The sequence below is a fragment of the Gemmobacter caeruleus genome, from assembly GCF_008271655.1.
GTDB classification, from domain to species: Bacteria; Pseudomonadota; Alphaproteobacteria; order Rhodobacterales; family Rhodobacteraceae; genus Gemmobacter; species Gemmobacter caeruleus.
This window is the reverse complement of record NZ_VKKX01000051.1, coordinates 186035-209072: the sequence shown is the minus strand read 5'-3', so window position 1 is coordinate 209072 and position 23038 is coordinate 186035. Positions and strand designations below refer to the sequence as shown.

Annotated in this window: 21 protein-coding genes and 1 riboswitch; of the genes, 11 read left to right on the top strand and 10 right to left on the bottom strand. The window is 67.8% G+C overall.

Annotated elements, in window-relative coordinates:
* Positions 1–117 precede the first annotated feature (117 nt).
* A complete protein-coding gene (locus FOA17_RS20340) occupies positions 118–1470 on the top strand; it encodes a 1-acyl-sn-glycerol-3-phosphate acyltransferase (RefSeq protein WP_149142621.1) in 1353 nt (450 codons plus the stop codon).
* A gap of 80 nt (positions 1471–1550) precedes the next feature.
* Positions 1551–2171, top strand: a complete 621-nt coding sequence (gene parA, locus FOA17_RS16580; protein WP_149142620.1) for a ParA family partition ATPase — start codon at positions 1551–1553, stop codon at positions 2169–2171.
* Between the two features lie 301 nt (positions 2172–2472).
* Here the strand turns inward: parA and FOA17_RS19960 are convergent, their stop codons facing one another.
* From FOA17_RS19960 to FOA17_RS16560, 5 genes are all read right to left on the bottom strand, one after another.
* Positions 2473–2616, bottom strand: a complete 144-nt coding sequence (locus tag FOA17_RS19960) for a hypothetical protein (protein WP_203232345.1) — start codon at positions 2614–2616, stop codon at positions 2473–2475.
* A gap of 39 nt (positions 2617–2655) precedes the next feature.
* On the bottom strand, positions 2656–4311 hold the full coding sequence (gene ettA / locus FOA17_RS16575) for an energy-dependent translational throttle protein EttA (protein WP_149142619.1): 1656 nt from the start codon (positions 4309–4311) through the stop codon (positions 2656–2658).
* A gap of 77 nt (positions 4312–4388) precedes the next feature.
* Positions 4389–5711 carry a reverse transcriptase family protein gene (locus FOA17_RS16570; RefSeq protein WP_149142618.1) on the bottom strand — a complete coding sequence of 441 codons (1323 nt, stop codon included), beginning with the start codon at positions 5709–5711 and terminating at the stop codon, positions 4389–4391.
* A 159-nt stretch (positions 5712–5870) separates the two neighbouring features.
* The gene (locus FOA17_RS16565; protein ID WP_149142617.1) at positions 5871–6287 is read right to left on the bottom strand and encodes a GFA family protein; all 417 of its coding nucleotides are present in this window, start codon (positions 6285–6287) and stop codon (positions 5871–5873) included.
* Between the two features lie 71 nt (positions 6288–6358).
* Positions 6359–6820, bottom strand: coding sequence for a GNAT family N-acetyltransferase (locus FOA17_RS16560; protein WP_162528288.1), 462 nt, complete (start codon positions 6818–6820; stop codon positions 6359–6361).
* Between the two features lie 76 nt (positions 6821–6896).
* Here FOA17_RS16560 and FOA17_RS16555 point away from each other — a divergent pair, with 76 nt between their 5' ends.
* Positions 6897–7523 (top strand): nicotinate-nucleotide adenylyltransferase, encoded by a 627-nt coding sequence (locus FOA17_RS16555; RefSeq protein WP_149142615.1) that lies wholly within the window; start codon positions 6897–6899, stop codon positions 7521–7523.
* A 394-nt stretch (positions 7524–7917) separates the two neighbouring features.
* On the opposite strand, the gene FOA17_RS16550 is transcribed toward FOA17_RS16555, so the two are convergent.
* Positions 7918–9678 (bottom strand): MORN repeat-containing protein, encoded by a 1761-nt coding sequence (locus FOA17_RS16550; protein ID WP_420841721.1) that lies wholly within the window; start codon positions 9676–9678, stop codon positions 7918–7920.
* A 130-nt stretch (positions 9679–9808) separates the two neighbouring features.
* Between FOA17_RS16550 and FOA17_RS16545 the strand changes: the two genes are divergently transcribed.
* Positions 9809–11467 (top strand): NAD+ synthase, encoded by a 1659-nt coding sequence (locus tag FOA17_RS16545; protein ID WP_149142614.1) that lies wholly within the window; start codon positions 9809–9811, stop codon positions 11465–11467.
* Between the two features lie 103 nt (positions 11468–11570).
* Here the strand turns inward: FOA17_RS16545 and FOA17_RS16540 are convergent, their stop codons facing one another.
* Together FOA17_RS16540 and FOA17_RS16535 are read right to left on the bottom strand one after the other, a co-directional pair.
* Positions 11571–12182, bottom strand: coding sequence for an alpha/beta hydrolase (locus tag FOA17_RS16540; protein WP_149142613.1), 612 nt, complete (start codon positions 12180–12182; stop codon positions 11571–11573).
* Positions 12179–13129, bottom strand: coding sequence for a 1-phosphofructokinase family hexose kinase (locus FOA17_RS16535; RefSeq protein WP_149142612.1), 951 nt, complete (start codon positions 13127–13129; stop codon positions 12179–12181). The genes FOA17_RS16540 and FOA17_RS16535 overlap by 4 nt, the downstream gene beginning before the upstream one ends.
* 193 nt (positions 13130–13322) lie before the next feature.
* Between FOA17_RS16535 and wrbA the strand changes: the two genes are divergently transcribed.
* Positions 13323–13919 (top strand): NAD(P)H:quinone oxidoreductase type IV, encoded by a 597-nt coding sequence (gene wrbA / locus FOA17_RS16530; protein WP_149142611.1) that lies wholly within the window; start codon positions 13323–13325, stop codon positions 13917–13919.
* 69 nt (positions 13920–13988) lie between these two features.
* On the opposite strand, the gene FOA17_RS16525 is transcribed toward wrbA, so the two are convergent.
* Together FOA17_RS16525 and FOA17_RS16520 are read right to left on the bottom strand one after the other, a co-directional pair.
* Positions 13989–14912 (bottom strand): MBL fold metallo-hydrolase, encoded by a 924-nt coding sequence (locus FOA17_RS16525; RefSeq protein ID WP_149142610.1) that lies wholly within the window; start codon positions 14910–14912, stop codon positions 13989–13991.
* Between the two features lie 69 nt (positions 14913–14981).
* Positions 14982–15392, bottom strand: a complete 411-nt coding sequence (locus FOA17_RS16520) for a metallopeptidase family protein (RefSeq protein WP_149142609.1) — start codon at positions 15390–15392, stop codon at positions 14982–14984.
* A gap of 125 nt (positions 15393–15517) precedes the next feature.
* Between FOA17_RS16520 and gltX the strand changes: the two genes are divergently transcribed.
* From gltX to gcvP, 6 genes are all read left to right on the top strand, one after another.
* Positions 15518–16843, top strand: coding sequence for a glutamate--tRNA ligase (gltX, locus tag FOA17_RS16515; protein ID WP_149142608.1), 1326 nt, complete (start codon positions 15518–15520; stop codon positions 16841–16843).
* A gap of 110 nt (positions 16844–16953) precedes the next feature.
* Positions 16954–17685, top strand: coding sequence for an MATE family efflux transporter (locus FOA17_RS20180; protein WP_238991857.1), 732 nt, complete (start codon positions 16954–16956; stop codon positions 17683–17685).
* 41 nt (positions 17686–17726) lie between these two features.
* A complete protein-coding gene (locus tag FOA17_RS20175; RefSeq protein WP_238991856.1) occupies positions 17727–18281 on the top strand; it encodes an MATE family efflux transporter in 555 nt (184 codons plus the stop codon).
* Between the two features lie 77 nt (positions 18282–18358).
* Positions 18359–18464: riboswitch (glycine riboswitch) on the top strand.
* A gap of 157 nt (positions 18465–18621) precedes the next feature.
* On the top strand, positions 18622–19743 hold the full coding sequence (gene gcvT, locus FOA17_RS16505) for a glycine cleavage system aminomethyltransferase GcvT (RefSeq protein WP_149142607.1): 1122 nt from the start codon (positions 18622–18624) through the stop codon (positions 19741–19743).
* 16 nt (positions 19744–19759) lie between these two features.
* Positions 19760–20119 carry a glycine cleavage system protein GcvH gene (gcvH, locus tag FOA17_RS16500; protein ID WP_149142606.1) on the top strand — a complete coding sequence of 120 codons (360 nt, stop codon included), beginning with the start codon at positions 19760–19762 and terminating at the stop codon, positions 20117–20119.
* A 78-nt stretch (positions 20120–20197) separates the two neighbouring features.
* Positions 20198–23038, top strand: a complete 2841-nt coding sequence (gcvP, locus tag FOA17_RS16495) for an aminomethyl-transferring glycine dehydrogenase (protein WP_149142605.1) — start codon at positions 20198–20200, stop codon at positions 23036–23038.

The following is a 23038-nucleotide window of genomic DNA, read 5'->3' as shown; positions in this document are numbered from 1 at the left end:
TTGCTTTGCTGGAGTTATGCCCGCAAGAATGTGGCGCTGTCAATTCGCCGCGTTGCGGCAATGCGCGTGCGGCGTCTGCGGATTGCCCGGCCCTGCGCCATCGCCTAGACTTCGCCCATGACGACGATGATCGAGCTTCCGCTCTGGCTGGTGGTGCTGGCCCTGGTTCTGGCCGCCATAGCCGCGCTGGAACGTGTCTTGATGCCTTCGGCCCGCTGGTTCCTGCGGCGCCGGGCCGAGCGGCTGGTGGGGCGGCTGAACACCCATCTGGCGCGGCCGATCCGGCCGTTTCGCCTGATGGCGCGGGCGGATCGCATCGTGCAACTGTCTTATGACCCGCAGGTGGTGCAGGCCGCCATCGAACATGCGCATGAGACCGGCACACCCGAACCGGTGGTGTTTCAGCAGGTCCGCAAGGCCGCGGCAGAGATCGTGCCGGGCTTTTCGGCGATCGTCTATTTCGCCATCGCCTCGCGGCTGGCGCGCTGGCTGAGCCGGGCGCTTTATACCGTGCGGGTGGGGCGGGTGGATGCGGCGCTGGCGCAGATCGAACGCGAGGCGACGGTGGTCTTTGTGATGAACCACCGCAGCAACATGGATTATGTGCTGGTCACCTGGCTGGTCGCCAACCGCTCGGCGCTCAGCTATGCCGTGGGCGAATGGGCGCAGGTCTGGCCGCTTTCGGCGATGATCCGGGCAATGGGGGCCTTCTTCGTGCGGCGCAAATCGGGCGATCCGCTCTATCGCAAGGTGCTGGCGCGCTATGTGCAGACCATCACCGCCGAGGGGCAGACCCAGGCGATCTTCCCCGAGGGCGGGCTGAGCCTCGATGGCCGGGTCGGGCCGGCGCGGATGGGGTTGCTCAGCTATATCTTGCAGGGCTTTGGCCCCGGATCGCGCGATGTGGTCTTCGTGCCGGTGGGCATTGCCTATGACCGCGTGCTGGAGGATCGCGTGCTGGTCGAGGCCGCGCAAAAGGGCGAACGGCGCTTTCGCGGCAGTGTCTGGAGCGGGCTGGGCTTTGTGCTGCGCATGGTCCGGCGCAAGCTGCGCGGGCGCTATACCGGCTTTGGCACGGCGGCGGTGTCCTTTGGCGCGCCCCTGTCGCTGGCCGACTGGCTGGACCGTCACCCGGCCGAGCCGGAACTGCTGGGCGCCGCGCTGATGTCGCGGGTGGCGGCGGTGGTGCCGGCCTTGCCGGTGCCGCTGGTCGCGACGGCCCTGCGGGCGGGGGCGGCGGATCGGGGCGCTCTGGCCGCCGCGGTCGCCGCGCTGGTCGCCCGGCTGGAGGGGCGGGGCATCCCCGTTGAGCTGCCCGAAGGTGGCGTGCCGGCGGCGGTGGAGGCGGGGCTGACCGCGCTGATCGCGCGCGGCATCGTGGCCGATCTGAACGGGCTGCGCATCGTGCCGGGCAAGCACGACCTCTGTGCCTATCAGGCCGGATCGGTGGAGCAGCATCTCTTGCCCTGACCCTGCGGCAGAACTGCCCCTGTCCCTCGGGGCCGAATCGGGCTATGCTGCATTGCAGCAAGAGGGGGCGGAGGGCAGCCATGGGCCATGTCATCACCGTAGCGCAGCAAAAGGGCGGCGCGGGCAAGACGACGCTGGCCGTGACGCTGGCCGGCGCCTTTGTCAAACAGGGGCTGAGCGTGGCGCTGCTCGACAGCGATCCGCAGGGCACGCTGGGCCGCTGGTTCGTCACGCGGCTGGAACGGCTGGGCGCGCCGGATCTGGAATTTTCCACCGCCTCGGCCTGGGGTGTGACCTATGAGGTGCGCAAGCTGCGCGACCGTTTCGACATGGTCATCATCGACACGCCGCCCAAGGCCGATGCCGACCTGCGCCCGGCGCTGCGGGAGGCCGATCTGGTGCTGGTGCCGGTGACGGCCAGCCATGTGGATCTCTGGGCCACCGACGGCGTGCTGGATCTGGTGGCACGTGAAAGCGGCCGCGCCTTGATCGTGCTGAACCGGATGAGCGCCGGCACCCGCCTGTCGGATGAGGTGGCGCAGGCGGCCGAGGGCGTGGCACGGGTCGCGACCGCGCGTCTGGGCGCGCGGGTGGCCTTTGCCGAAACGCTGGGGCAGGGCGCCTCGGCCATCGACGCGCGCGGGGCGGCGGCGACCGAGGCAAAGGCATTGGCGGCCGAGGTTCTGGCCGCGCTGGCCTGAGGCGCAACGAAGAACGGGGGCCGAAGCCCCCGCCGGTCAGAACACGTCAAAGACGTAAAGCAGAATGATGATCGGGATCGGAATGCCGATCAGCCACGCGAATATGCCCTTCATGGAAGCCTCCTGCATCAGTTAAAGGGGCAACGCGGGCGCAGACGCATGGTTCCCCATCCGGCGCCCGGCCGAGGTCATTCAAAACCCCATCCGGTGAAATCCAGCAGATTTTTGGGGCGATGCAGGGTGGTAATCCTCCCAATTGTTAAGGGGATGCGCCGCCGTGACACCGTCCGGTTTCGGCGGTTCAGATGGGTATCCAGGCCCGAATAACCCAGGACCAGGAGGCATTCAGTGCGCGTGTCAGGTTGAAGAAGTCGTTGTCGATGGCCCGGCCCAGGCCTTTGCCGAAAATGAGCAGTTCACGCAAAGAAAAACCTCCGGGATACATCCCGGAGGTTTTGCAATCATGGGTTGCGCCGTCAACCCCTCAGCGGCTGAACTTCTTGTATTTCACCCGCTTGGGGTTCACCGAATCCGGGCCGAGGCGGCGGATCTTGTCCTGTTCGTAATCTTCGAAATTGCCCTCGAAGAATTCCACATGCGCGTCGCCCTCGAAGGCGAGGATATGGGTGCAGAGGCGGTCCAGGAAGAAACGGTCGTGCGAGATGATGACCGCGCAGCCCGCAAATTCTTCGATGGCGGCTTCCAGCGCCTGAAGGGTTTCGACGTCAAGGTCGTTGGTCGGTTCGTCCAGCAGCAGGACGTTGCCGCCCGATTTCAGCAGCTTGGCCATATGGACGCGGTTGCGTTCACCGCCCGACAGGATGCCGACCTTCTTCTGCTGGTCCGACCCCTTGAAGTTGAAGGACGAGCAGTAGGCGCGGCTGTTCACCTCGGCATCGCCCAGAACGACGATATCGAGACTGTCGGTGATTTCTTCCCAGACGTTCTTGTTCGGGTCGAGGCTGTCGCGCGACTGATCGACATAGGACAGTTGCACGGTTTCGCCCAGCGTGATGGTGCCGCTGTCGGGCTGTTCCTGCCCGGTGATCATCTTCATCAGCGTGGATTTGCCGGCGCCGTTAGGGCCGATCACGCCGATGATGCCGCCGGGCGGCAGCATGAAGGACAGGTTTTCAATCAGTTGCTTGTCGCCCATGGCCTTGGAGACATTTTCGAACTCGATGACCTTGGAGCCAAGGCGCGGGCCGTGCGGAATGATGATCTGGGCGCGGCCGACCAGTTCCTTGACCGACTCGTCGGCCATCTTCTCGTAAGCCTGGATACGGGCTTTCGATTTCGCCTGACGGGCCTTGGCGCCGGCGCGGATCCAGTCCAGTTCCTTTTCAAGAACCTTCTGCTTGGCCTTGTCCTCACGCGCTTCCTGGGCAAGGCGCTTGGCCTTGGCGTCCAGCCACGAGGAATAATTGCCCTCATGCGGGATGCCGCGGCCGCGTTCCAGTTCCAGAATCCAGGTCGTGATGTCATCCAGGAAGTAACGGTCGTGGGTGACGGTCAGGATGGTGCCCTTGTATTCGATCAGGTGCTTTTGCAGCCAGGCGATCGTTTCGGCATCCAGGTGGTTGGTCGGTTCGTCGAGCAGCAGCATGTCGGGCGCCTCAAGCAGCAGCTTGCACAGCGCGACCCGGCGGCGTTCCCCGCCCGAGAGGGTCTCGACATTGGCATCGTCCGGCGGGCAGCGCAGGGCCTCCATCGCGATGTCGATCTGGCTGTCCAGATCCCAGAGGTTTTCAGCGTCGATCTCGTCTTGCAGCCGCGACATCTCGTCGGCGGTTTCATCCGAATAGTTCATGGCAAGTTCGTTGTAGCGGTCGAGCTTGCCCTGCTTTGCCGCGACGCCCAGCTTGACATTCTCGCGCACCGTCAGCGCGGGGTCGAGCTGCGGTTCCTGCGGCAGATAGCCCACGGTCGCGCCCTTGGCAGCCCAGGCCTCGCCGGTGAAATCCTTGTCCCAGCCGGCCATCACGCGCAGCAGCGTCGATTTGCCGGCGCCGTTGACGCCGACGACGCCGATCTTCACCCCGGGCAGGAAGTTGAGGCGGATGTTCTCGAACACCTTCTTGCCGCCGGGATAGGTCTTGGAGACGCCATCCATGTGGTAAACGTATTGATACGAGGCCATTGCCACTTCTCCATGTCTCGGGTTGCCGTCTCTCTAGCGAAAGCGGCGGCAAAGGGCAACGCGCGTGGCGCGGTCGCTCAGCCGGTCAGCGCCACGAGGCGCGCGCGCAGTTTCGCGCCGCGCGCGGGGTTGATCTGTTCGACCCATCCGATGCGGCCCGACAGCGCGGCCAGAAATCCCGCATCCTGGCGGCGCGGGTCATCGGGGCGGGCAAGGTGGTGCAGCACGGCCTTCAGCCGGTCGAACTCGGCCCGGGGCAGGTTGACATGGCGGTTGACCATCACCCCGGTCACGATCTGCGCGCCCTGCGCTGTCATCAGCCGGGTCTTGGCGAGGTTGGGGGCAAAGCCTTCGCCGCGCAGGATGGCCGGCACCGCGTCGCGCAGGATCGGGCCGATGCGGGCCGGGCCGGAAAAGGTCAGATCGTCGGCATAGCGGGTATAGGTGGCGCCCAGAATGCGGGCGAGGCCGGCCAGCCGGCAGTCGAGCCGCCAGGCCAGCAGGTTGGCCAGCGCGGGCGAGGTGGGCGCGCCCTGCGGCAGGTGTCGCGTGCGCCAGATCGGCGCATCGCGGGCGGGCAGGGCGGCCAGGGTGGCGGCGGGGGTGATCGCGGTGCACAGCCCCGCCAGATCGCGCGCCACCGCCGCCGGATAGCCAAGCGCGCGAAACAGCCCATAGACCCGGGCGACCGTCAGCCGGGGAAAGAAATCGGCGATGTCGAACCCCGCCACCAGCGGCTCGCCGGCATGGCGGGCGGCGGCCATGATGCAATTGCGGCCGCGCCGGAAGCCATAGGCGGCGGGGTGGGGCGGCACATGGGCCAGGAGGCTGGAAAGCACCCGCCTTTGCAGGGTCTTGAGAAAGGGGCGCGGCGCCTCGATCAGCCGCCAACCGCCCCGGCGCTTGGGCCGCAACTGGCACAGGTAATGCGGCCCGAACGGATCGGGGCTGCGCGCCGACAGGCCGCGCAGATCGGCAAAGCGGATCAGTTGATCGGGGCTGATCGCCAGGAAATCGGCCACATCGGCCGGGCTGGTCAGAACCGGCAGGGCCAGTCCCGCCAGCCCGGGCGCGGGCAGAAAGGTGGGCGGCGTCAGTTCCGGCGCGGGGCGAAGACCTGTCCGCGCCGCATGGGCGCGCAGCCCGCGCGCGCCGGGCAGATCGCGCAGCACCTTGCACAGCCGCGCGGCATCGGGCGCGACCGATCCGGGAAAGGCCCCGATCAACCCTTGTGCGATGCGACGGGCCTGTGCCCGCAAGGGGCCGGGCAGGCGCGTCAGCAGCAGCCTATGCAGCGCATCTTCCTGCCAGGGCGATTGCGACAGGCTGGCCGCCAGCGGGCCGAAGACCGCCGCAACCGGCGGCAGGGGTGGCGGATCATCGGGATGCAAAGGCGCCAACCTCTCTGGTCCTGCATGGCCCGGCCCGGGTGGCGCCCGGCGACGGCCATGCGTCGAATGTCAGGCGTGATGCGATGCGGGCGGGGAAGCCCCGCCCCTCCGGTTGCCCGGCGCTTGGTCGCCTTTGCCCGGGCAGGCTTGGCGATCCGGGGCGCGAAGTCAACCCTCGGGCGCGGCGGGCGGGGCGCCTTCGGTGCGGCTCTTGCCGGGGCGGTCTTGCGGGTAGTGCCGCGCCAGCGGGAAAGGCGGCAGCCAGCTTTCGCGCCGGCAGGTCCACAGCTCATAGGTCGGGACAAACTGGTCGGGCGCGTCAAAGGCGCCCAGATTGACCTCGATCTCGTCGCCGCTCTGGCCAAAGACCGACGACCCGCAGATGGGGCAGAAATGCCGGCCGCAGAAGGCGCGGGTCTCGCCGGTCACCCGCACCGCCGCCGCCGGAAAGATGGCCGATGCGTGGAACAGCGCGCCGTGATGCTTGCGGCAGTCGAGGCAATGGCACAGGCCGACGCGCCAGGGCTGCCCTGCCGCCACCAGCCGCACCGCGCCGCACAGGCAGCCGCCCTGCCGTTCCTCCATCGCGCCCTCCCGTCACTGATCCGGCCAGCCTGCGCCGGCGCCCCGGCGCTGACAAGCCGGCATCCCCCCGGTCAGAGCGGTTTTTCAAACCAGTGATCGGCATGGGGGTTGCTGTTATAGGCCGCGATCTCGGTCCAGCCGTCGCGCAGATAGAGCGCACGGGCCTCGGGCAGGTGGTGGCTGGTATCCAGCCGCAGCGCGGTTAGCCCCATGGCGCGGGCGCGCGCCTCCACCTCGGCCATCAGGCGGCGGGCCAGCCCGGCGCCCCGTGCCGCAGGGGCGACCCAGAGCCGCTTGACCTCGCCCAGGCCCGGGCCGATCCCTTCGGTCGCGGTGCGCAGGGCGACACAGCCCAGCGGTTCGGCGGCGCCCGCGATCAGGAACAGCCCGCGCGGCGGTTCCAGCGCGCCCGGGTCGGCATCGGCATAGGGGGCGAAGGTCTGGCCAAAGCGTGCGCTCAGCTCCGCGAAATAGGCGGTGAGGCAGGCCATCGCCTCGGGCGCGGTGGCGGGGCAGGGGCGGATCGGGATCATCCTGCCCTTGTCGCGCGGCCAAGCCCCCTTGGCAAGTCGCCCCCCGCATGGTTTGAACGCGGAAACGGGGGGCAAGATGCGGCAGGGATTTCCGATCGCGACAAAGGGCATGAAGATCGGCCTTCTGGGCGGATCCTTCGACCCTGCGCATGAGGGCCATGTCCATATCACGCGCGAGGCGCTTCGGCGTTTCGGTCTGGATCAGGTCTGGTGGCTGGTGACGCCGGGCAATCCGCTGAAGGCCCGCCAGCCCGCCCCCATGGCCGAGCGGCTGGCCCATGCCCGCGCGCTGATGCGCCATCCGCGCGTGCGCGTCACTGATCTTGAGGCGCATCTGGGCACGCGCCATACCGCGCAGACCTTGGCACGGCTGCGCGCGATCTATCCCGGGGTGCGGTTCGTCTGGCTGATGGGGGCCGACAATCTGGTGCAGTTCCACCGCTGGGACCGGTGGGAGGCGATCATGCAATCGGTGCCGCTGGGTATTCTGGCCCGGCCGGGCTGGGGTATCCGGGGCCGGCTGGGCCGCGCGGCGCGGGTCTATGCCAGTGACCGGGTGACGACGGGTGCTGCGGGCGATCTGGGCGATCTGACGCCGCCGGCCTGGTGTCTGGCCGATGTGCCGCTGAACGAGATGTCCTCCTCGGCGCTGCGGGCCAAGGGCGTCTGGGGCGCGCGGGGGGCGACACGCCCGGCGCGCTGAGCGGTTGCGGCGTCCGCTGCATGGGCGGAAGAATGATCTCCGGTTCCCGATATTGCGAGCCCAAGGCGGCTTGGCATGACCGGAGGGCCTGCATGGCAGGTCTGAAGCTTTTTCCTTGACGTGTCCGGGGAACGGATCAAGGCGCCCCTCTCCTCTTGGCGCAGCAGGCGCGTGGGGCGCCTGTCATCTTTGCGCTGTCAGGGCCGCCGCGCAGCTTGGTCGGGGGCGGCAGGTGAATGCAGGGGGCTGAGAGGCGCGCAGGCTGATCGGCGGCGGGATCATCTGCGGCACGGAGAGATCGTCGGGCCTTGGTGCCCGACCGCGGCGGGCGCCGTTTCAGGCGCGGCGGGGGCTATGCGGGCCGCCGGCAATCGCGGGCGGCCCGGCGGGGGTATCAGTTCCGCGCGGGGCGAGGCAGGGGTTTGACCTTGGCCTCTGCCGGTGCGGCGGAGGGGGTGCCCTCCCAGGGCGAGGGCGGCGGCGGGGTCAAACCGGCGGTAGAGGCGTTGCCCGCGGTCGCGCCCGCATCTGCGGCGGGGGCATCCGCGGCGGCCTCCGTGCCGGTCGGGGCGGCGGCATCCGGGGCCGGCGCGCTGTCCGTTGCCGCGTCCGTTTCCGCGTCCGTTGCCGGGGGCGTCTCTGCGGCGGAAGGGGCGGCGGGGTCCGCCGGGGCTGGTTCGGTTGCGGGGTCGGCGGGAAGCGCGGGGGCGTCGGGTGCCGCCGTCTCGGGTGTTGCCGTCGTGGGGGCTGTCGTCTCTGGCGCGGTCTCGGCTTCCGGTAGGGCCACCAGGATGCCGTTCAGCCAGCGCCCCTCGCTCACCTGGCCGGAACGGTAGGTCAGCTTGCCCTGGCCCTCGCGCTTGCCGCGGATGAAATCGCCCTCATAGACATCGCCGCCTGGATAGGTGGCCTGGCCCTTGCCGGTCATCTCGCCCGCCTGCCACTGGCCCTTGTAGCGGAAGCCGTCGGGCAGGACGACCTCGCCCTCGCCCTGGCGCTGGCCATCGACGAAGGCGCCGGTATAGACCGACCCGTCGGGATAGGTGGCGACGGCCTGGCCCGTGCGCTTGCCCGCCTGCCAGTCGCCCTCATAGCGATAGCCGTCGGGGCGGACCAGCGCGCCGCGCCCCTGGGCCTGTTCGTTCTGGAACTGCCCCTCATAGACCGATCCGTCGCGATAGGTGGCGCGGCCCTTGCCCTCGATCGCGCCGGCCTTCCACTCGCCCTCATAGCTCGACCCGTCGCGATAGTTGATCTTGCCGCGTCCGTCGGGCTGATCGGCCTTGAAGGCGCCCTCATAGCGCGACCCGTCAGCATAGACGAGCTTGCCCGTCCCCTCCATCTTGCCGGCAAGCCATTGCCCGTCATAGGCATAGCCGTCGGCGGTGCGGAAGGTGCCGGCGCCCTCGCGCTGGTCGGCCTTGAACTGGCCCTCATAGACCGATCCGTCGCGATAGGTCATCTTGCCGCGACCCTGACGCTGACCCTCGACAAAGGCGCCCTCATAGATGTCGCCATTGGGCTGCACCAGCATGCCCAGACCGTTGATCTGGCCCTTGGCCCAGTCGCCGTTATAGACCAGACCGTCGGGCATGGTCAGCTTGCCCTTGCCCGAGCGCATGCCGGCCGCCATGCCGCCCTCATACAGCGTGCCGTCGGGATAGCGCAGCACGCCGCTGCCCTGTTTCACACCCTCGACCCAGTCGCCCTCATAGACGACCCCCTCGGGCGAGGTGAGCTTGCCCTTGCCATGGTGGCGGGCATTCTGGAACGCGCCCTCATAGATGGTGCCATCGGCATAGCGCGCGACGCCGGCGCCGCGGATCTGGCCATCGAGCCAGTCGCCCTCATAGGTCGATCCGTCGGCATAGGTGATCTTGCCCTTGCCCATCGGCTTGCCGCCCAGGAAATCGCCCTCATAGACCGATCCGTTGGGATAGCGCGCGACGCCCTTGCCGCGGATCTCGCCCTCGAACCAGTCGCCGCTATATTCATAGCCATTGGGCAGCTTGTAGGTGCCGGTGCCATGCTGGCGCCCGCCGAGAAAGGTGCCTTCATAGACCGAGCCGTCGTCATACTGTTTCACCAGCACATCGCTCAGTTCCTGCGCGGCCGCCATGTCAGCCATGCCCGCCATCAGGCCCAGCACTGTCATACCGATCGCCAACCGCATCCCGGACTCCTTCTGTCTTGCCGTCTTTTCCTTGGCGGTCAGTCTGCTAGAAAGCAAGACAAATCCTCGGGACGGGCGCCCCGTCCCCGATGCGAACGCGCGGAGATTCGCCATGGCAGAGACCTTTCGACTGACGCTGGCGCAGTTGAACCCGGTGGTGGGCGATATCGCCGGCAATGCCGCGAAAGCCCGTGCCGCATGGGAGACGGCAAGGGCCGCCGGCGCCGATATGCTGGCGCTGACCGAGATGTTCATCACCGGCTACCAGACCCAGGATCTGATCCTGAAACCCGTCTTCGTGGAGGAGGCCGAGGCCGCCTTGCACCAGCTTGCGCGCGATTGCGCCGACGGGCCGGCGATCGGCATCGGCGGGCCGGCCCGGGTAGACGGACGGCTGCATAATGCCTGGTGGGTGCTGGAGCGCGGCGCCGTGGTGGCGCGGGTGCTGAAACATCACCTGCCCAACACCGATGTCTTTGACGAGAAACGGGTTTTCACGCCGGCCGATGTTTCCGGCCCCTATCGGATCGGGCCGATCCGCATCGGCACCCCGATCTGCGAGGATGCCTGGCACCCCGATGTGGCCGAGACGCTGGCCGAAACCGGGGCAGAGATCCTGCTGGTGCCCAATGGATCGCCCTATCACCGGGGCAAGCCCGATCTGCGGCTGAACCTCATGGTGGCGCGGGTGGTGGAGACAGGCTTGCCGCTGGTATATCTGAACATGGTGGGCGGGCAGGACGATCAGGTGTTCGACGGATCCTCCATGGTGCTGAACCCCGGCGGCGAACTGGCGGTGCAGATGCCGCAATTCGACGATTGCCTGGCGCATGTGGATTTCGTGAAGACCGCGCAGGGCTGGCGCGCGCAGCCGGGCGACAAGGCCGAGATCCCGCGCGTCTGGGAGGCGGATTACCGCGCCTGCGTCATGGCGCTGGGCGATTACATGGCGAAATGCGGGTTCCGCAAGGCGCTGCTGGGCCTGTCGGGCGGGGTGGATTCGGCGCTTGTGGCCAGTATCGCCGTCGATGCGCTGGGGCCGGAAAACGTGCGCTGTGTCATGCTGCCTTCGGCCTATACCTCGGCGCATTCGCTGGAGGATGCGGCGGATTGCGCGCGGCGGCTGGGGGTGCGGCTTGATACCGTGCCGATTTCGGGCGCGCAGGGGGCGGTGGGGGCGGCGCTGGCCGATCTGTTCGCCGGCACCGAGCCGGGCATCACCGAGGAAAACATCCAGAGCCGGCTGCGCGGGGTCATGCTCATGGCGCTGTCGAACAAGTTCGGCGAGATGCTGCTGACCACCGGCAACAAGTCGGAAATGGCGGTGGGGTATTGCACGATCTATGGCGACATGAATGGCGGCTACAACCCGCTGAAGGACATGTACAAGACCCGGGTCTTCGAGACCTGCCGCTGGCGCAACAGCCATCACCGGGACTGGATGAAAGGCCCCGAGGGCGAGGTCATCCCCGAGCGGATCATCACCAAGCCGCCAAGCGCGGAGTTGCGCCCGAACCAGACCGATCAGGACAGCCTGCCGCCCTATGACGTGCTGGACGCCATTCTGGAGGGGCTGGTGGACAAGGAATTGTCGGTCGCCGATCTGGTGGCGCAGGGCTTTGACCGCGCGGTGGTGAAGCGGGTGGAGCATCTGCTGTATATCAGCGAATACAAGCGCTTCCAGTCGGCGCCGGGGGTGCGGTTGACGCCGCGGGCCTTCTGGCTGGATCGGCGCTATCCGATCGCGATGCGGTTCCGCGACCCGTCGTGACCGGCGCGGGTCGTGCTGCGGGGGCAAAGGGGGGCTGTCTGCCCCCCTCTGGGCCTTGCGGCCCATTCACCCCCCGAGGATATTTCTGAACAGATGAGGGGCGTCAGGCCGTCACGGCGAGGGCGCGGCGCAGGAAGGCGGCGGTCGTTTCGGCCACGCGGGCGTCGAACCAATGCGGCAGACCGGCCCAGAGATGCAGGTCCACCGCGCAGCCCTGACGGCGCCAATGGGCAGCGGCGCGTTGCGCGTCTTCGGGCGGGATCACCGGATCGTCCAGCCCGTGCGACAGCATCACCGGCACGCCCTGCGGGTCAACGGGGCCGGACTTGACCAGCCGCCCCGACAGCGCCGCAAGGGCGGCGGGGCGCCAGCGGCCGGTCATCACCGCATCCACCGCCATGATCGCGCCTTGCGAGAAGCCGATCAGGGCGACGCGGTCGGGCTGGTCGGCAAAGCCTGCGGCGGCGATTTCGTCGTGCAACACGCGGTCAAAGGCCGCGCGGGCGGCGCGCAGCCGGGCGGGACGGTTGCGCGGGGTGATGTCGCGGGTGCTGAACCATTGGCGCCCCGCCGGATCCCAGTCATAGGGGTGTGGGGCGTCAGGGCAGCGGAAGGTCGCGCCGGGCAGGCCGGGCGCGACCAGATCGGCCAGCGCCTGCAAATGCGCGCCGCGCCCGCCCACGCCATGCAGCACGAGGATCAGCGCCCCGGTCATGCCAGAGGCTCCACCACGATGCCGGGCAGAAAGGCCGCGACATCCTGCGGGCGGCAAAGCTCGGTGGCCGGGGTGATGCAGGCGGCGGCGGCCGCCGCGACGGCCTGCCGCAGCGCCTCGGCCCGGTCGGCGCCGCGGGCGAGTGCCAGCACCAGCGCGCCGACAAAGCTGTCGCCCGCGCCGACCGCGCTGACCACCCGGACCGGCGGGGCGGGGGCGAACAGGCGCTGGTGTTGCGCGGCCAGCACCGAGCCTTCGGCCCCCCGCGCCAGGATCACGCAGCGCGCGACGCCCCTTGCCACCAGATCTGCCGCGAAGGCCGCGCTTTCCTGCCGCGTGGCAAAGCTGCGGCCGGCCAGTGTCTCGGCCTCGGCATCGTCCATGCGCAGGATCTCCAGCCCCGGGACGGGGTGGCGCATCACGCTTTCCAGGGCGGGGCCGGAGGTGTCGAGGATCAGCCGCGCCCCGGCGGGCAGGGCGGCCTGCACCTCGGCGGCAAGGCTGTCGGGCAGGCCCGGCGGCTGGCTGCCCGACAGCACGACCAGCGTGCCGGGGGCGGCGATTTCGCGCAGGCGCGCAAGCAGCCGGTCGATATCGGACCGCGTCCAGGCGGCGCCGGGCATGACGAAACGGTATTGCTGGCCGCTGGCACGATCGGTGACCGCAAGGCTCTGACGGGTTTCACCGGGGGCGGGGACGGCGCTGAAGGCCACACCCTCGGCCCGCAGCGCCTGGGCGAGCCGGTCGCCGGTGGCGCCGCCAAGCGCCACGAGGGCCGTTGCCGCGCCGCCCAACTGATGCACGGCGCGCGCCACGTTGATGCCGCCGCCGCCGGGTTCGACCCGGGGCGCATCGCAGCGCAGTTTCGGGCCGGGGCGCACCTCTGCCGCCGAAGTGGCGAGATCGAGCGCGGGGTTGAGGGTGAGCGTGAGGATCGGGGTCGCCATCGGGTCTGTCTCCTGCGCGGCAGGTTGCCCGATCCGGGACGGGGCCGCAATGGTGGCGCTCACGCTGCGGATGCACGGTCGGCGGCGATCTGTGCGGAGGCGCACAAGTCGGTTGCGCGGCCGGGGAATGGAACCGGGACAGCGGGGTGATACGTTGATGCGGCAAGGGATCGCTGACAGGAAGGAGTCGATCATGACGGCCGTGAAACTCGCCATCGTTTTTTATTCGACCTATTCGACCAATCTGCACATGGCCCGGATCGCGGCCGAGGCGGCGGAGGCCGCGGGCGCCGAGGTGCGGCTGTTGCGCGTGGCCGAGACCGCGCCCGAGGCGGTGGTCAATGGCCAGGATGCCTGGAAGGCCACGCTTGACAGCATGAAGGATATTCCGGTGGCGACGGCGGCCGATATGGAATGGGCCAATGCCTATCTGTTTTCCAGCCCGACCCGCTTTGGTCAGGCTGCCTCGCAGATGCGGGCCTTCATCGACACGCTGGGCGGGGTCTGGTTCCAGGGCAAGCTGGCGAACAAGGCGATTTCGGCCATGACCTCGGCGCAGAACGCGCATGGCGGGCAGGAGGCGACGATCCTGGGGCTTTACACCACCTTCCTGCATTGGGGCAGCGTGATCGCGGCGCCGGGCTATACCGATCAGGCGATCTTTGCCGCCGGCGGCAATCCCTATGGCTACAGCCATACCCAGGGCAAGGATTTCGACGAGACGGCGCGCGCCGCCATTGGTCATCAGGCCCGCCGTCTGGTGGAGATCGCGGGCAAGCTCGCGGCCTGAGCCGGGCCGAATTTTCGGCGAAAATTCGGGCGCGGGATGGGAAAGGGGGCCTTGGCGGCCCCCTTTTGGTTACAACAGGAACTGATAGCTTGCCGGCACCATGCGGAAACCCTCGCCCTGCGGTTCCAGATAGCCGAGCGCGGGGAAAGGCATGTGATAGCCGATGAAGGGCAGCCGATCGGCCGCGATCATGCCCAGCACGGCCTTGCGCGTTGCGGCGGCGGCGGGTTTGTCCATGTCGAAGCGCACCTCCCAATCGGGGCGTTGCAGCGAAAAGACATAGTGATTCACCGTGTCGGCGGTCAGGATCAGCGATTTGCCGGCGCTTTCGATGCGATAGGCCATATGGCCGGGGCTATGGCCAAAGGCCGCCATCGCGCTGATGCCGCCGGTCACCGTGCCGCCATCGGTAAGCATGGTGGTCTTTTCGGCCAGCGGCTTGACCTTGGTGTCAAAGCCCTCGTTGCCGGCCTTGGCCCAGTGGTCGAATTCGGCCGCGCCGGTAACATAGCGGGCCTTGGGGAAGGTGACCCCCGCCTCGCCTGCCAGGCCACCGATATGGTCGCCATGCATATGGGTCAGGACGACCGTGTCGATCTGGTCGGGCGCATAGCCCGCGGCGGCCAGGGCGGCGGTGATGCCTTCGGGGGCAAGGCCGGTATCGAACAGGACCAGCTCCCCCCCGGTATTGACCACGGTCGGGGTAAAGAAGTTCTGCGACATGTCGGCCGGCAGGAAATTGGCGCGGGCCAGGGCCGCGAAATCCTCGGGGCTGGCGTTGAGGCCAAAGGTTTCCTGCGGTTTCTCCATCGGGCGGCTGCCGGCCAGAAGGGTGGTGATCTCGAATTCGCCCAGCTTGAAGCGGTGAAAGCCCGGCTGTGCGGCCCCCAGCATGCCGGCAGCGGCCCGGGCGGGGCCGGGGCTGCTGACGAGGGCGGGAAGGCAGGCGGCGCCGATCAGGGCGGTGCGGCGGGTCAGTCTCGGTTGGGTCATGATGGCGCTCCCTTGGCTGAAAGGCCCAAGGGTAACGCGGAACGGCCCGGGGGTGGTTTCACGCTTGCGTCATTCCCACCAGGGGTCGATGGCGGCGATCTGCTCATCGCTCCAGCCGAAGTGATGCGCCAGTTCATGCACGAGGACATGGGTGACCATCTCGCCCAGCGAGACATCGCCGCGATCGAGCCATTCGTCCAGGATGGGGCGGCGGAACAGCCAGATCATATCGGGGCCAAGCGGCTGATCCATCACCGATTTTTCGGTCAGGGGAATTCCCTCGTAAAGGCCGGTCAGTTCGAAAGGATCGGCGATGCCCATGGCGTCAAGGATGTCGCGGGGGGCGAAATCCTCGATCCGCAGCTGGACATGGGTCGCGGCGGCGCGCCAGGGTTCTGGCAGGGCCACCACCGCATCATGGGCGAGGCGTTCAAGCAGGGCGAGATCGGGGGCGAGGGTCGTGGCGCTGGCATGGGTCATGCGCGCAAGATAGCGGCGGCGCGGCGATTTTTCGACGAAAAATCGGGGCGGCGGGGGCGGGCGGCGGCGGAACTGGACAAAACCGCCGCCCCGTGCAAAACCTGCCGCGTCCAGGAGACCACGCCATGACCGTCATTACCCGCTTCGCCCCGTCGCCCACCGGCTATATCCATGTCGGCAATCTGCGCACCGCGCTGATGAATTACCTGATCGCCCGCAAGAATGGCGGCCAGTTCATCCTGCGGCTTGACGATACCGACCAGGAGCGGTCGAAGCAGGAATATGCCGATGGCATCATGCGCGACCTGGAATGGCTGGGTCTGCATTGGGACCGGGTGGAAAAGCAGTCGCTGCGACTGGACCGTTACCGCGCCGAGGCAGAGGTGCTGAAGGCGCGCGGCCGGTTCTACGAATGTTTCGAAAGCCCGACCGAGCTGGATCTGAAGCGCAAGAAGCTTTTGAACATGGGCCGCCCGCCGGTCTATGACCGCGCCTCTTACCGGCTGTCGGAGGAGGAAAAGGCCAAGGCCCGCGCCGAGGGGCGCGAGGGCTATTGGCGTTTCCTGCTGGATCAGGCGCGGATCGAATGGGCCGATGGCATTCTGGGGCCGATCTCGATCGACGCGGCCTCGGTGTCGGATCCGGTGCTGATCCGGGCGGACGGGCAGGTGCTTTATACCTTTGCCTCGTCGGTGGATGATATCGACATGGGGGTGACGCATATCGTGCGCGGCGCCGACCATGTGACCAATACCGCGACGCAGATCCAGATCATGCAGGCCATGGGCGGCACGCCGCCGGCCTTTGCCCATCATTCGCTGCTGACCGGCGCGCAGGGCGAGGAACTGTCGAAGCGTCTGGGCACGCTGTCGCTGCGCGATCTGCGTGCGCGCGGGGTGGAGCCGATGGCGCTTCTGTCGCTGATGGCGCGGCTGGGTTCGTCGAAGCCGGTGGTGCTGGCGGGGTCGCTGGATGAGCTGGCCGAGGGGTTTGATGTAGAGAGCTTTGGCTCGGCGCCCACCAAGTTCGATGCCGAAGACCTGTTCCCGCTGACGCGCCAGCATGTGCAGGCGCTGCCGCTGGATGCGGTGGCGGAGCGGATCGCGGCGCTTGGCGTGCCGGGTGACAAGGCCGAGGCGTTCTGGCGCGTGGCCAAGGACAATATCACCGTGCTGGACGATCTGGCCGGCTGGTGGACGCTGTTCCGCGATGGCGCGGAGCCGCTGGTCGAGGCCGAGGACCGCGATTTTGTGGCGCAGGCCATGGCGCTGCTGCCGGCGCAGCCCTGGACCGCCGAGACCTGGGGCCAGTGGACCGCCGCGGTGAAGGAGGCGACGGGGCGCAAGGGCAAGGGGCTGTTCATGCCGCTGCGCAAGGCGCTGACCGGCCAGGCTCATGGGCCGGAAATGGCAGAGGTCATGCCGCTGTTGCAGAGGGTGCGCGGGCTTTGAGCGCGGCACCTGTGGCGCGCCCGGGGGCTTTGCCCCCGGACCCCCAGGATATTTGAGAACAGATGAAGAAGGGGCCGCGGCGCCCCTTTTTGCGTTGTGGAGTTCGGGCAATGGTTCAGGCGCGGTTTGTCGAGGGCAATCTGTTTCGTCATGTGGCGGTGATGTCGCTGACGGCCTCGGTCGGGTTGATGGCGATCTTTGTCGTGGACCTGATCAACATGATCTATATCGGCTGGTTGAAGGACGATGTGCTGACGGCCGCCGTGGGCTATGGCGGGGCGGTGCTGTTCTTTACCACCGCCTTTGGCATCGGGCTGGCGGTCGGGGTGTCGGCGCTGGTGGCGCGGGCCGTGGGCGCGCGCGATCCGGCGCTGGCGCGGGAGCGGGCGACCGAGGGGCTGTTGCTGAGCGCGGGTTTCGGGGCGGTCTTTGCCGCCGCGGTCTGGGTAGTCTTGCCGCAGATCGTGGCCCTGTTGGGGGCGAGCGGGCGCACGGCAGAGGAGACGCTTTGGTTTCTGCGGCTGGTGACGCCGGGCCAGCCCCTGCTGATGATCGGGATGGTGGGGGCGGCGATCCTGCGGGCGCATGGCGAGGCGCGGGCCTCGATGATGGTCACGGTCTGGGGCGCGGTCGTGCTGGCGGTGCTGGACCCGGTGTTGATCCTTTGGGCCGATCTGGGGCTGACGGGGGCGGCGCTGGCGGGCTGGGGGTCGCGGCTGGCGATGGCGGGCATGGCGCTTTGGCCGATCTGGCGGCGGCATGGCGGGTTCAGCCCGGTCAGCGGCCGCAGCCTGCGCGACGCGGCGGTGCCGCTTTTCGCGATTTCGGGCCCGCGATCCTGACGCAACTGGCGACGCCGGTCGGGCAGGCCGCTGTCACGCGGATGGTGTCGGGTTTTGGCGAGGCGGCGGTGGCGGGGATGGCGATTGCCGGGCGGCTGACGCCGGTGGCCTTTGGCATGATCTTTGCGCTGTCGGGGGCGATCGGGCCGATCATCGGGCAGAATCTGGGGGCGCGGCGGATGGACCGCGTGAGGCGGGCCTTTCGCGATTCGATCCTGTTTTGCGGGCTGGTGATCGCGGGGATGTCGCTTTTGCTGTTCCTGTTGCGGGCGCCGATTGCGGATCTGTTTCATGCGCAGGGCCAGACGCGCGATCTGATCTATCTGTTCTGCGGGCCGCTTAGCCTAATGTTCTTTTTCAACGGCCTGATCTTTGTGGCCAATGCCACCTGCAACAATCTGGGTGCGGCCTTTCAGTCAACGCTGGTGAATTGGGGGCGGCACACGCTGGGCACGCTGCCCTTTGCCTGGTGGGGGGCGCAGATCTGGGGGGCCGAAGGCGTGCTGATCGGGCAGGCGGCGGGGGGCATCCTGTTCGGTCTGCTGGCGATTTTCCTGGCGATGCGGGTGATCGACAGGCGGATGGCGACATCCTGAATGTCGTATTCTTGCGATCATGCGTCGGATTTGCTTTTTTCTCTGGACAGGCGGGGCCTGGGCGGGCTAACCCCGTCTGGTCAGGATCGGGAGAATCCGGCGGGGGGCCTTGCGCCTTCGGAGCCGGTGCCGAAGGAGCAACCGCCCCGGTAAACTCTCAGGCGACAGGACCGTTCTGACACAGAACTCTGGAGAGAGGCGCGTTTGCGCCCGCCGAAGGGATAACGATCTCAGGCGCCCGCACCCGCATTGGCGGCCGGGCAGGGACAGAGGGGGCACCGCAGCGCAGGGGTTGGCCTGCGCATCCGGTGCCGGTTTTCCGGCGGAACAGGGGGCGCGGATGAGCGACCTGAAACGATTGCCCTTGCATGACCTCCATGTGGGTCTGGGGGGCAAGATGGTGCCCTTTGCGGGCTATGAAATGCCCGTGCAATATGGCCTGGGCGTGATGAAGGAACACCTTCACACGCGCGCCGCGGCGGGGCTGTTCGATGTCAGCCATATGGGGCAGGTGATCTTGCGCCCCAAGGCGGGCTATGAGGCGACCGCGCTGGATTTCGAGCGGCTGATGCCGGTCGATGTGCTGGGCGTGGCGCCGGGTCGGCAGCGCTATGGGCTGTTCACCAATGATGCAGGCGGCATTCTGGATGACCTGATGTTCGCCAATCGTGGCGACCATCTGTTCGTCGTGGTAAACGCGGCCTGCAAGGAGGCCGATCTGGCGCATATGCAGGCGCATCTGTCCGGCACGACCGAGGTGATCGCGGTGACCGACCGCTGTCTGCTGGCGCTGCAAGGCCCGGCGGCCGAGGCCGCGCTGGCGCGGCTGGTGCCGGCGGTGGCGGCGATGCGCTTCATGGATGTCGCGCAACTGGCCAGCCCCTTTGGCGAATTGTGGATCAGCCGCTCGGGCTATACCGGCGAGGACGGCTATGAAATCTCGGTGCCCGATGCGGGGGCCGAGGCGCTGGCCCAGGCGTTGCTTGACATGCCCGAGGTGGAGGCGATCGGCCTTGGCGCGCGTGACAGCCTGCGGCTGGAGGCGGGGCTTTGCCTCTATGGTCATGACATCGACACCACGACCAGCCCGGTCGAGGCCGCGCTGACCTGGGCGATCCAGAAGGCCCGGCGCAGCGGCGGCGCGCGCGAGGGCGGTTTTCCGGGTGCCGCGCGCATCCTGCGCGAACTGGCCGAGGGGCCGGAGCGGCTGCGCGTCGGTCTGCGCCCCGAAGGACGGGCGCCGATGCGCGAGGGCGTGGCGCTCCATGCCCCCGACGGCACGCCGCTGGGGCAGATCACCTCGGGCGGGTTCGGGCCATCGGTCGAGGCGCCGGTCGCCATGGGCTATGTGCCGCGCGCCTTTGCCGGGATCGGCACCGCGCTTGCAGGTGATCTGCGCGGCAAGCGGCTGCCGGTCGCGGTGGCGGCCATGCCCTTCCAACCCACAACCTACAAACGCTGACAACGGGACCAGAGCGATGAAATACACCAAGGAACATGAATGGCTGCGAGTCGAGGGCGATCTGGTGGTGGTGGGCATCACCGCCCATGCCGCCGAGGCCCTGGGCGATGTGGTCTTTGTCGAACTGCCCGAGCCGGAAACCCAGGTTGGCGCGGGCGATGAGGTCTGTGTGATCGAAAGCGTCAAGGCCGCCTCGGACATTCTGGCGCCGGTCGATGGCGAGATTGTCGCGGTGAACGAGGCGCTGTCCGACAATCCGGGGCTGGTGAACGAGGATCCGCTGGGCGCGGCCTGGTTCTTCAAGATGAAGCTGGACGACCTTTCGGTGCTGGACGACTTCATGGACGAGGACGAATACAACGAGCTGATCGGCTGATCCGCCGATTTTTCGACGAAAAATCGGGGTCCGGATCTTCGGCGAAGATCCGGGGGCCCTTGCACAGGATGTTGTGACATGACCTTCACGCCGACCGACTACAACCCTTACGATTTCGCCAATCGCCGTCATATCGGCCCGTCCCCCGCCGAGATGGCCGAGATGCTGGCCGCTGTCGGCGTGCCCTCGCTCGAGGCGCTGATCGACGAGACCATTCCGCCCTCGATCCGGCAGGAACAGCCGCTGGACTGGGCGCCGCTGTCGGAGCATGAGCTTCTGGCGAAGATGCGCGAGGTGGCGGGCAAGAACCGCGTGATGACCAGCCTGATCGGGCAGGGCTATTACGGCACGGTGACGCCGCCGGCGATCCAGCGCAACATCCTGGAAAATCCGGCCTGGTATACCGCCTATACCCCCTATCAGCCCGAAATCGCGCAGGGCCGGCTGGAGGCCTTGCTGAACTATCAGACCATGGTCTGCGATCTGACCGGGCTGGATGTCGCCAATGCCAGCCTGCTGGACGAGGGCACGGCGGCGGCCGAGGCGATGACCATGGCCGAACGTGTGGCCAAATCGAAGGCACGCGCCTTCTTTGTCGATGAACATTGCCACCCGCAGACTATCGCTGTGATCCAGACCCGCGCGCAGCCGCTGGGGATCGAGGTCATCGTGGGCGACCCCGAGGCGATGGACGCGACCGCGGTCTTTGGCGCGATCTTCCAGTATCCCGGCACCTGGGGCCATGTCCGCGACCTGACGCCATGGATCGAGCGGCTGCATGCGGCCAAGGCCGTGGCGGTGGTTGCGACCGATCTGCTGGCGCTGATGATGCTGAAGGCCCCGGGCGAAATGGGGGCGGATATCGCCGTGGGTTCGGCGCAGCGTTTCGGCGTGCCGATGGGCTATGGTGGGCCGCATGCCGCCTTCATGTCCTGCCGCGACGAATACAAGCGCAACATGCCGGGGCGCATCGTGGGCGTGTCGATCGACGCGCGCGGCAACAAGGCCTATCGCCTCTCGCTGCAAACCCGCGAACAGCATATCCGCCGCGAAAAGGCCACCTCCAATGTCTGCACGGCGCAGGCGCTGCTGGCGGTGATGGCCAGCATGTATGCGGTGTTCCATGGCCCGGCCGGGCTGCGCGCGATTGCCGAGCGGGTGCATTCCTACACCATCCGTCTGGCCAAGGCGCTGCGCGCCGCCGGGGCCACGCTGCCGTCCAAGGCGTTTTTCGACACGATCACGGTCGAGGTCGGCGTGGGGCAGGCGGGTATCCTGGCCGCCGCCCGGGCCGAGGGGCTGAATTTCCGCAAGGTCGGCCATGACCATGTCGGCATCAGCCTGGACGAGACCACCAACGAGGATGTGCTGCGGCGCGTGCTGCGCGCCTTTGGCATTCTGGATGCGCCGCTGCCCGAGGGCGATCTGGGCTTTCCGGTGGAAATGCTGCGGACCTCGGCGGTGCTGACCCATCCGGTCTTCCACATGAACCGCGCGGAATCCGAGATGATGCGCTACATGCGCCGCCTGTCGGACCGTGACCTTGCGCTGGACCGCGCGATGATCCCGCTGGGGTCGTGCACGATGAAGCTGAACGCCGCGGCCGAGATGATGCCGATCACCTGGCCGGAATTCGGCAGCCTGCACCCCTTCGTGCCGGCCGATCAGGCCGCCGGCTATGCCGAGGCGATTGCCGATCTGTCGGCCAAGCTGTGCCAGATCACCGGCTATGACGCGATGAGCATGCAGCCCAATTCGGGCGCGCAGGGCGAATATGCCGGGCTGCTGACCATTCAGGCCTGGCATCGCGCCCGGGGCGAGGGTGCGCGCGACATCTGTCTGATCCCGGTTTCGGCGCATGGCACCAATCCGGCCTCGGCCCAGATGGCGGGGATGAAGGTCGTGCCGGTCAAATCCTCGCCCAATGGCGATGTGGATGTGGAGGATTTCCGCGCCCGCGCCGCCGAGGCGGGCGACCGGCTGGCGGCCTGCATGATCACCTATCCCTCTACCCATGGTGTGTTCGAGGAAACGGTCCGCGAAATCTGCGCGATCACCCATGAACATGGCGGGCAGGTCTATATCGACGGGGCGAATATGAACGCCATGGTCGGGCTGGTGAAACCCGGCGAGATCGGCGGCGATGTGAGCCACCTGAACCTGCACAAGACCTTTGCCATTCCGCATGGCGGCGGCGGGCCGGGCATGGGGCCGATCGGGGTGAAGGCACATCTGGCGCCCTATCTGCCGGGCCACCCCGAGACCGGCGGGCTGGAAGGGCCGGTGAGTGCTGCGCCCTATGGCTCGGCCTCGATCCTGCTGATTTCCTGGGCCTATTGCCTGATGATGGGCGGGGCGGGGCTGACGCAGGCGACGCGGGTCGCGATCCTGAACGCGAATTACATCGCGGCCCGGCTGCGTGGTGCCTATCAGGTGCTGTTCATGGGCAATCGCGGCCGGGTGGCGCATGAGTGTATCCTGGATACCCGGCCCTTTGCCGAGGCGGGCGTGACGGTGGATGACATCGCCAAGCGCCTGATCGACAATGGTTTCCACGCGCCGACGATGAGCTGGCCGGTGGCCGGCACCCTGATGGTGGAGCCGACGGAAAGCGAGACCAAGGCCGAGATCGACCGCTTCATCACCGCGCTTCTGGCCATCCGCGCCGAGATCAGGGCGGTGGAGGCGGGCGAGATCAGCGCCGAGGACAGCCCCCTGCGCCACGCCCCCCATACGGTGAACGATCTGGTCGCCGACTGGACGCGGAAATATTCGCGCGAACAGGGCTGTTTCCCGCCTGGTGCCTTCCGGGTGGACAAATACTGGCCCCCCGTGGGGCGGGTGGACAATGTCCATGGCGACCGCAATCTGATCTGCACCTGTCCGCCGGTGGAGGCCTACGCCCAGGCGGCGGAGTGA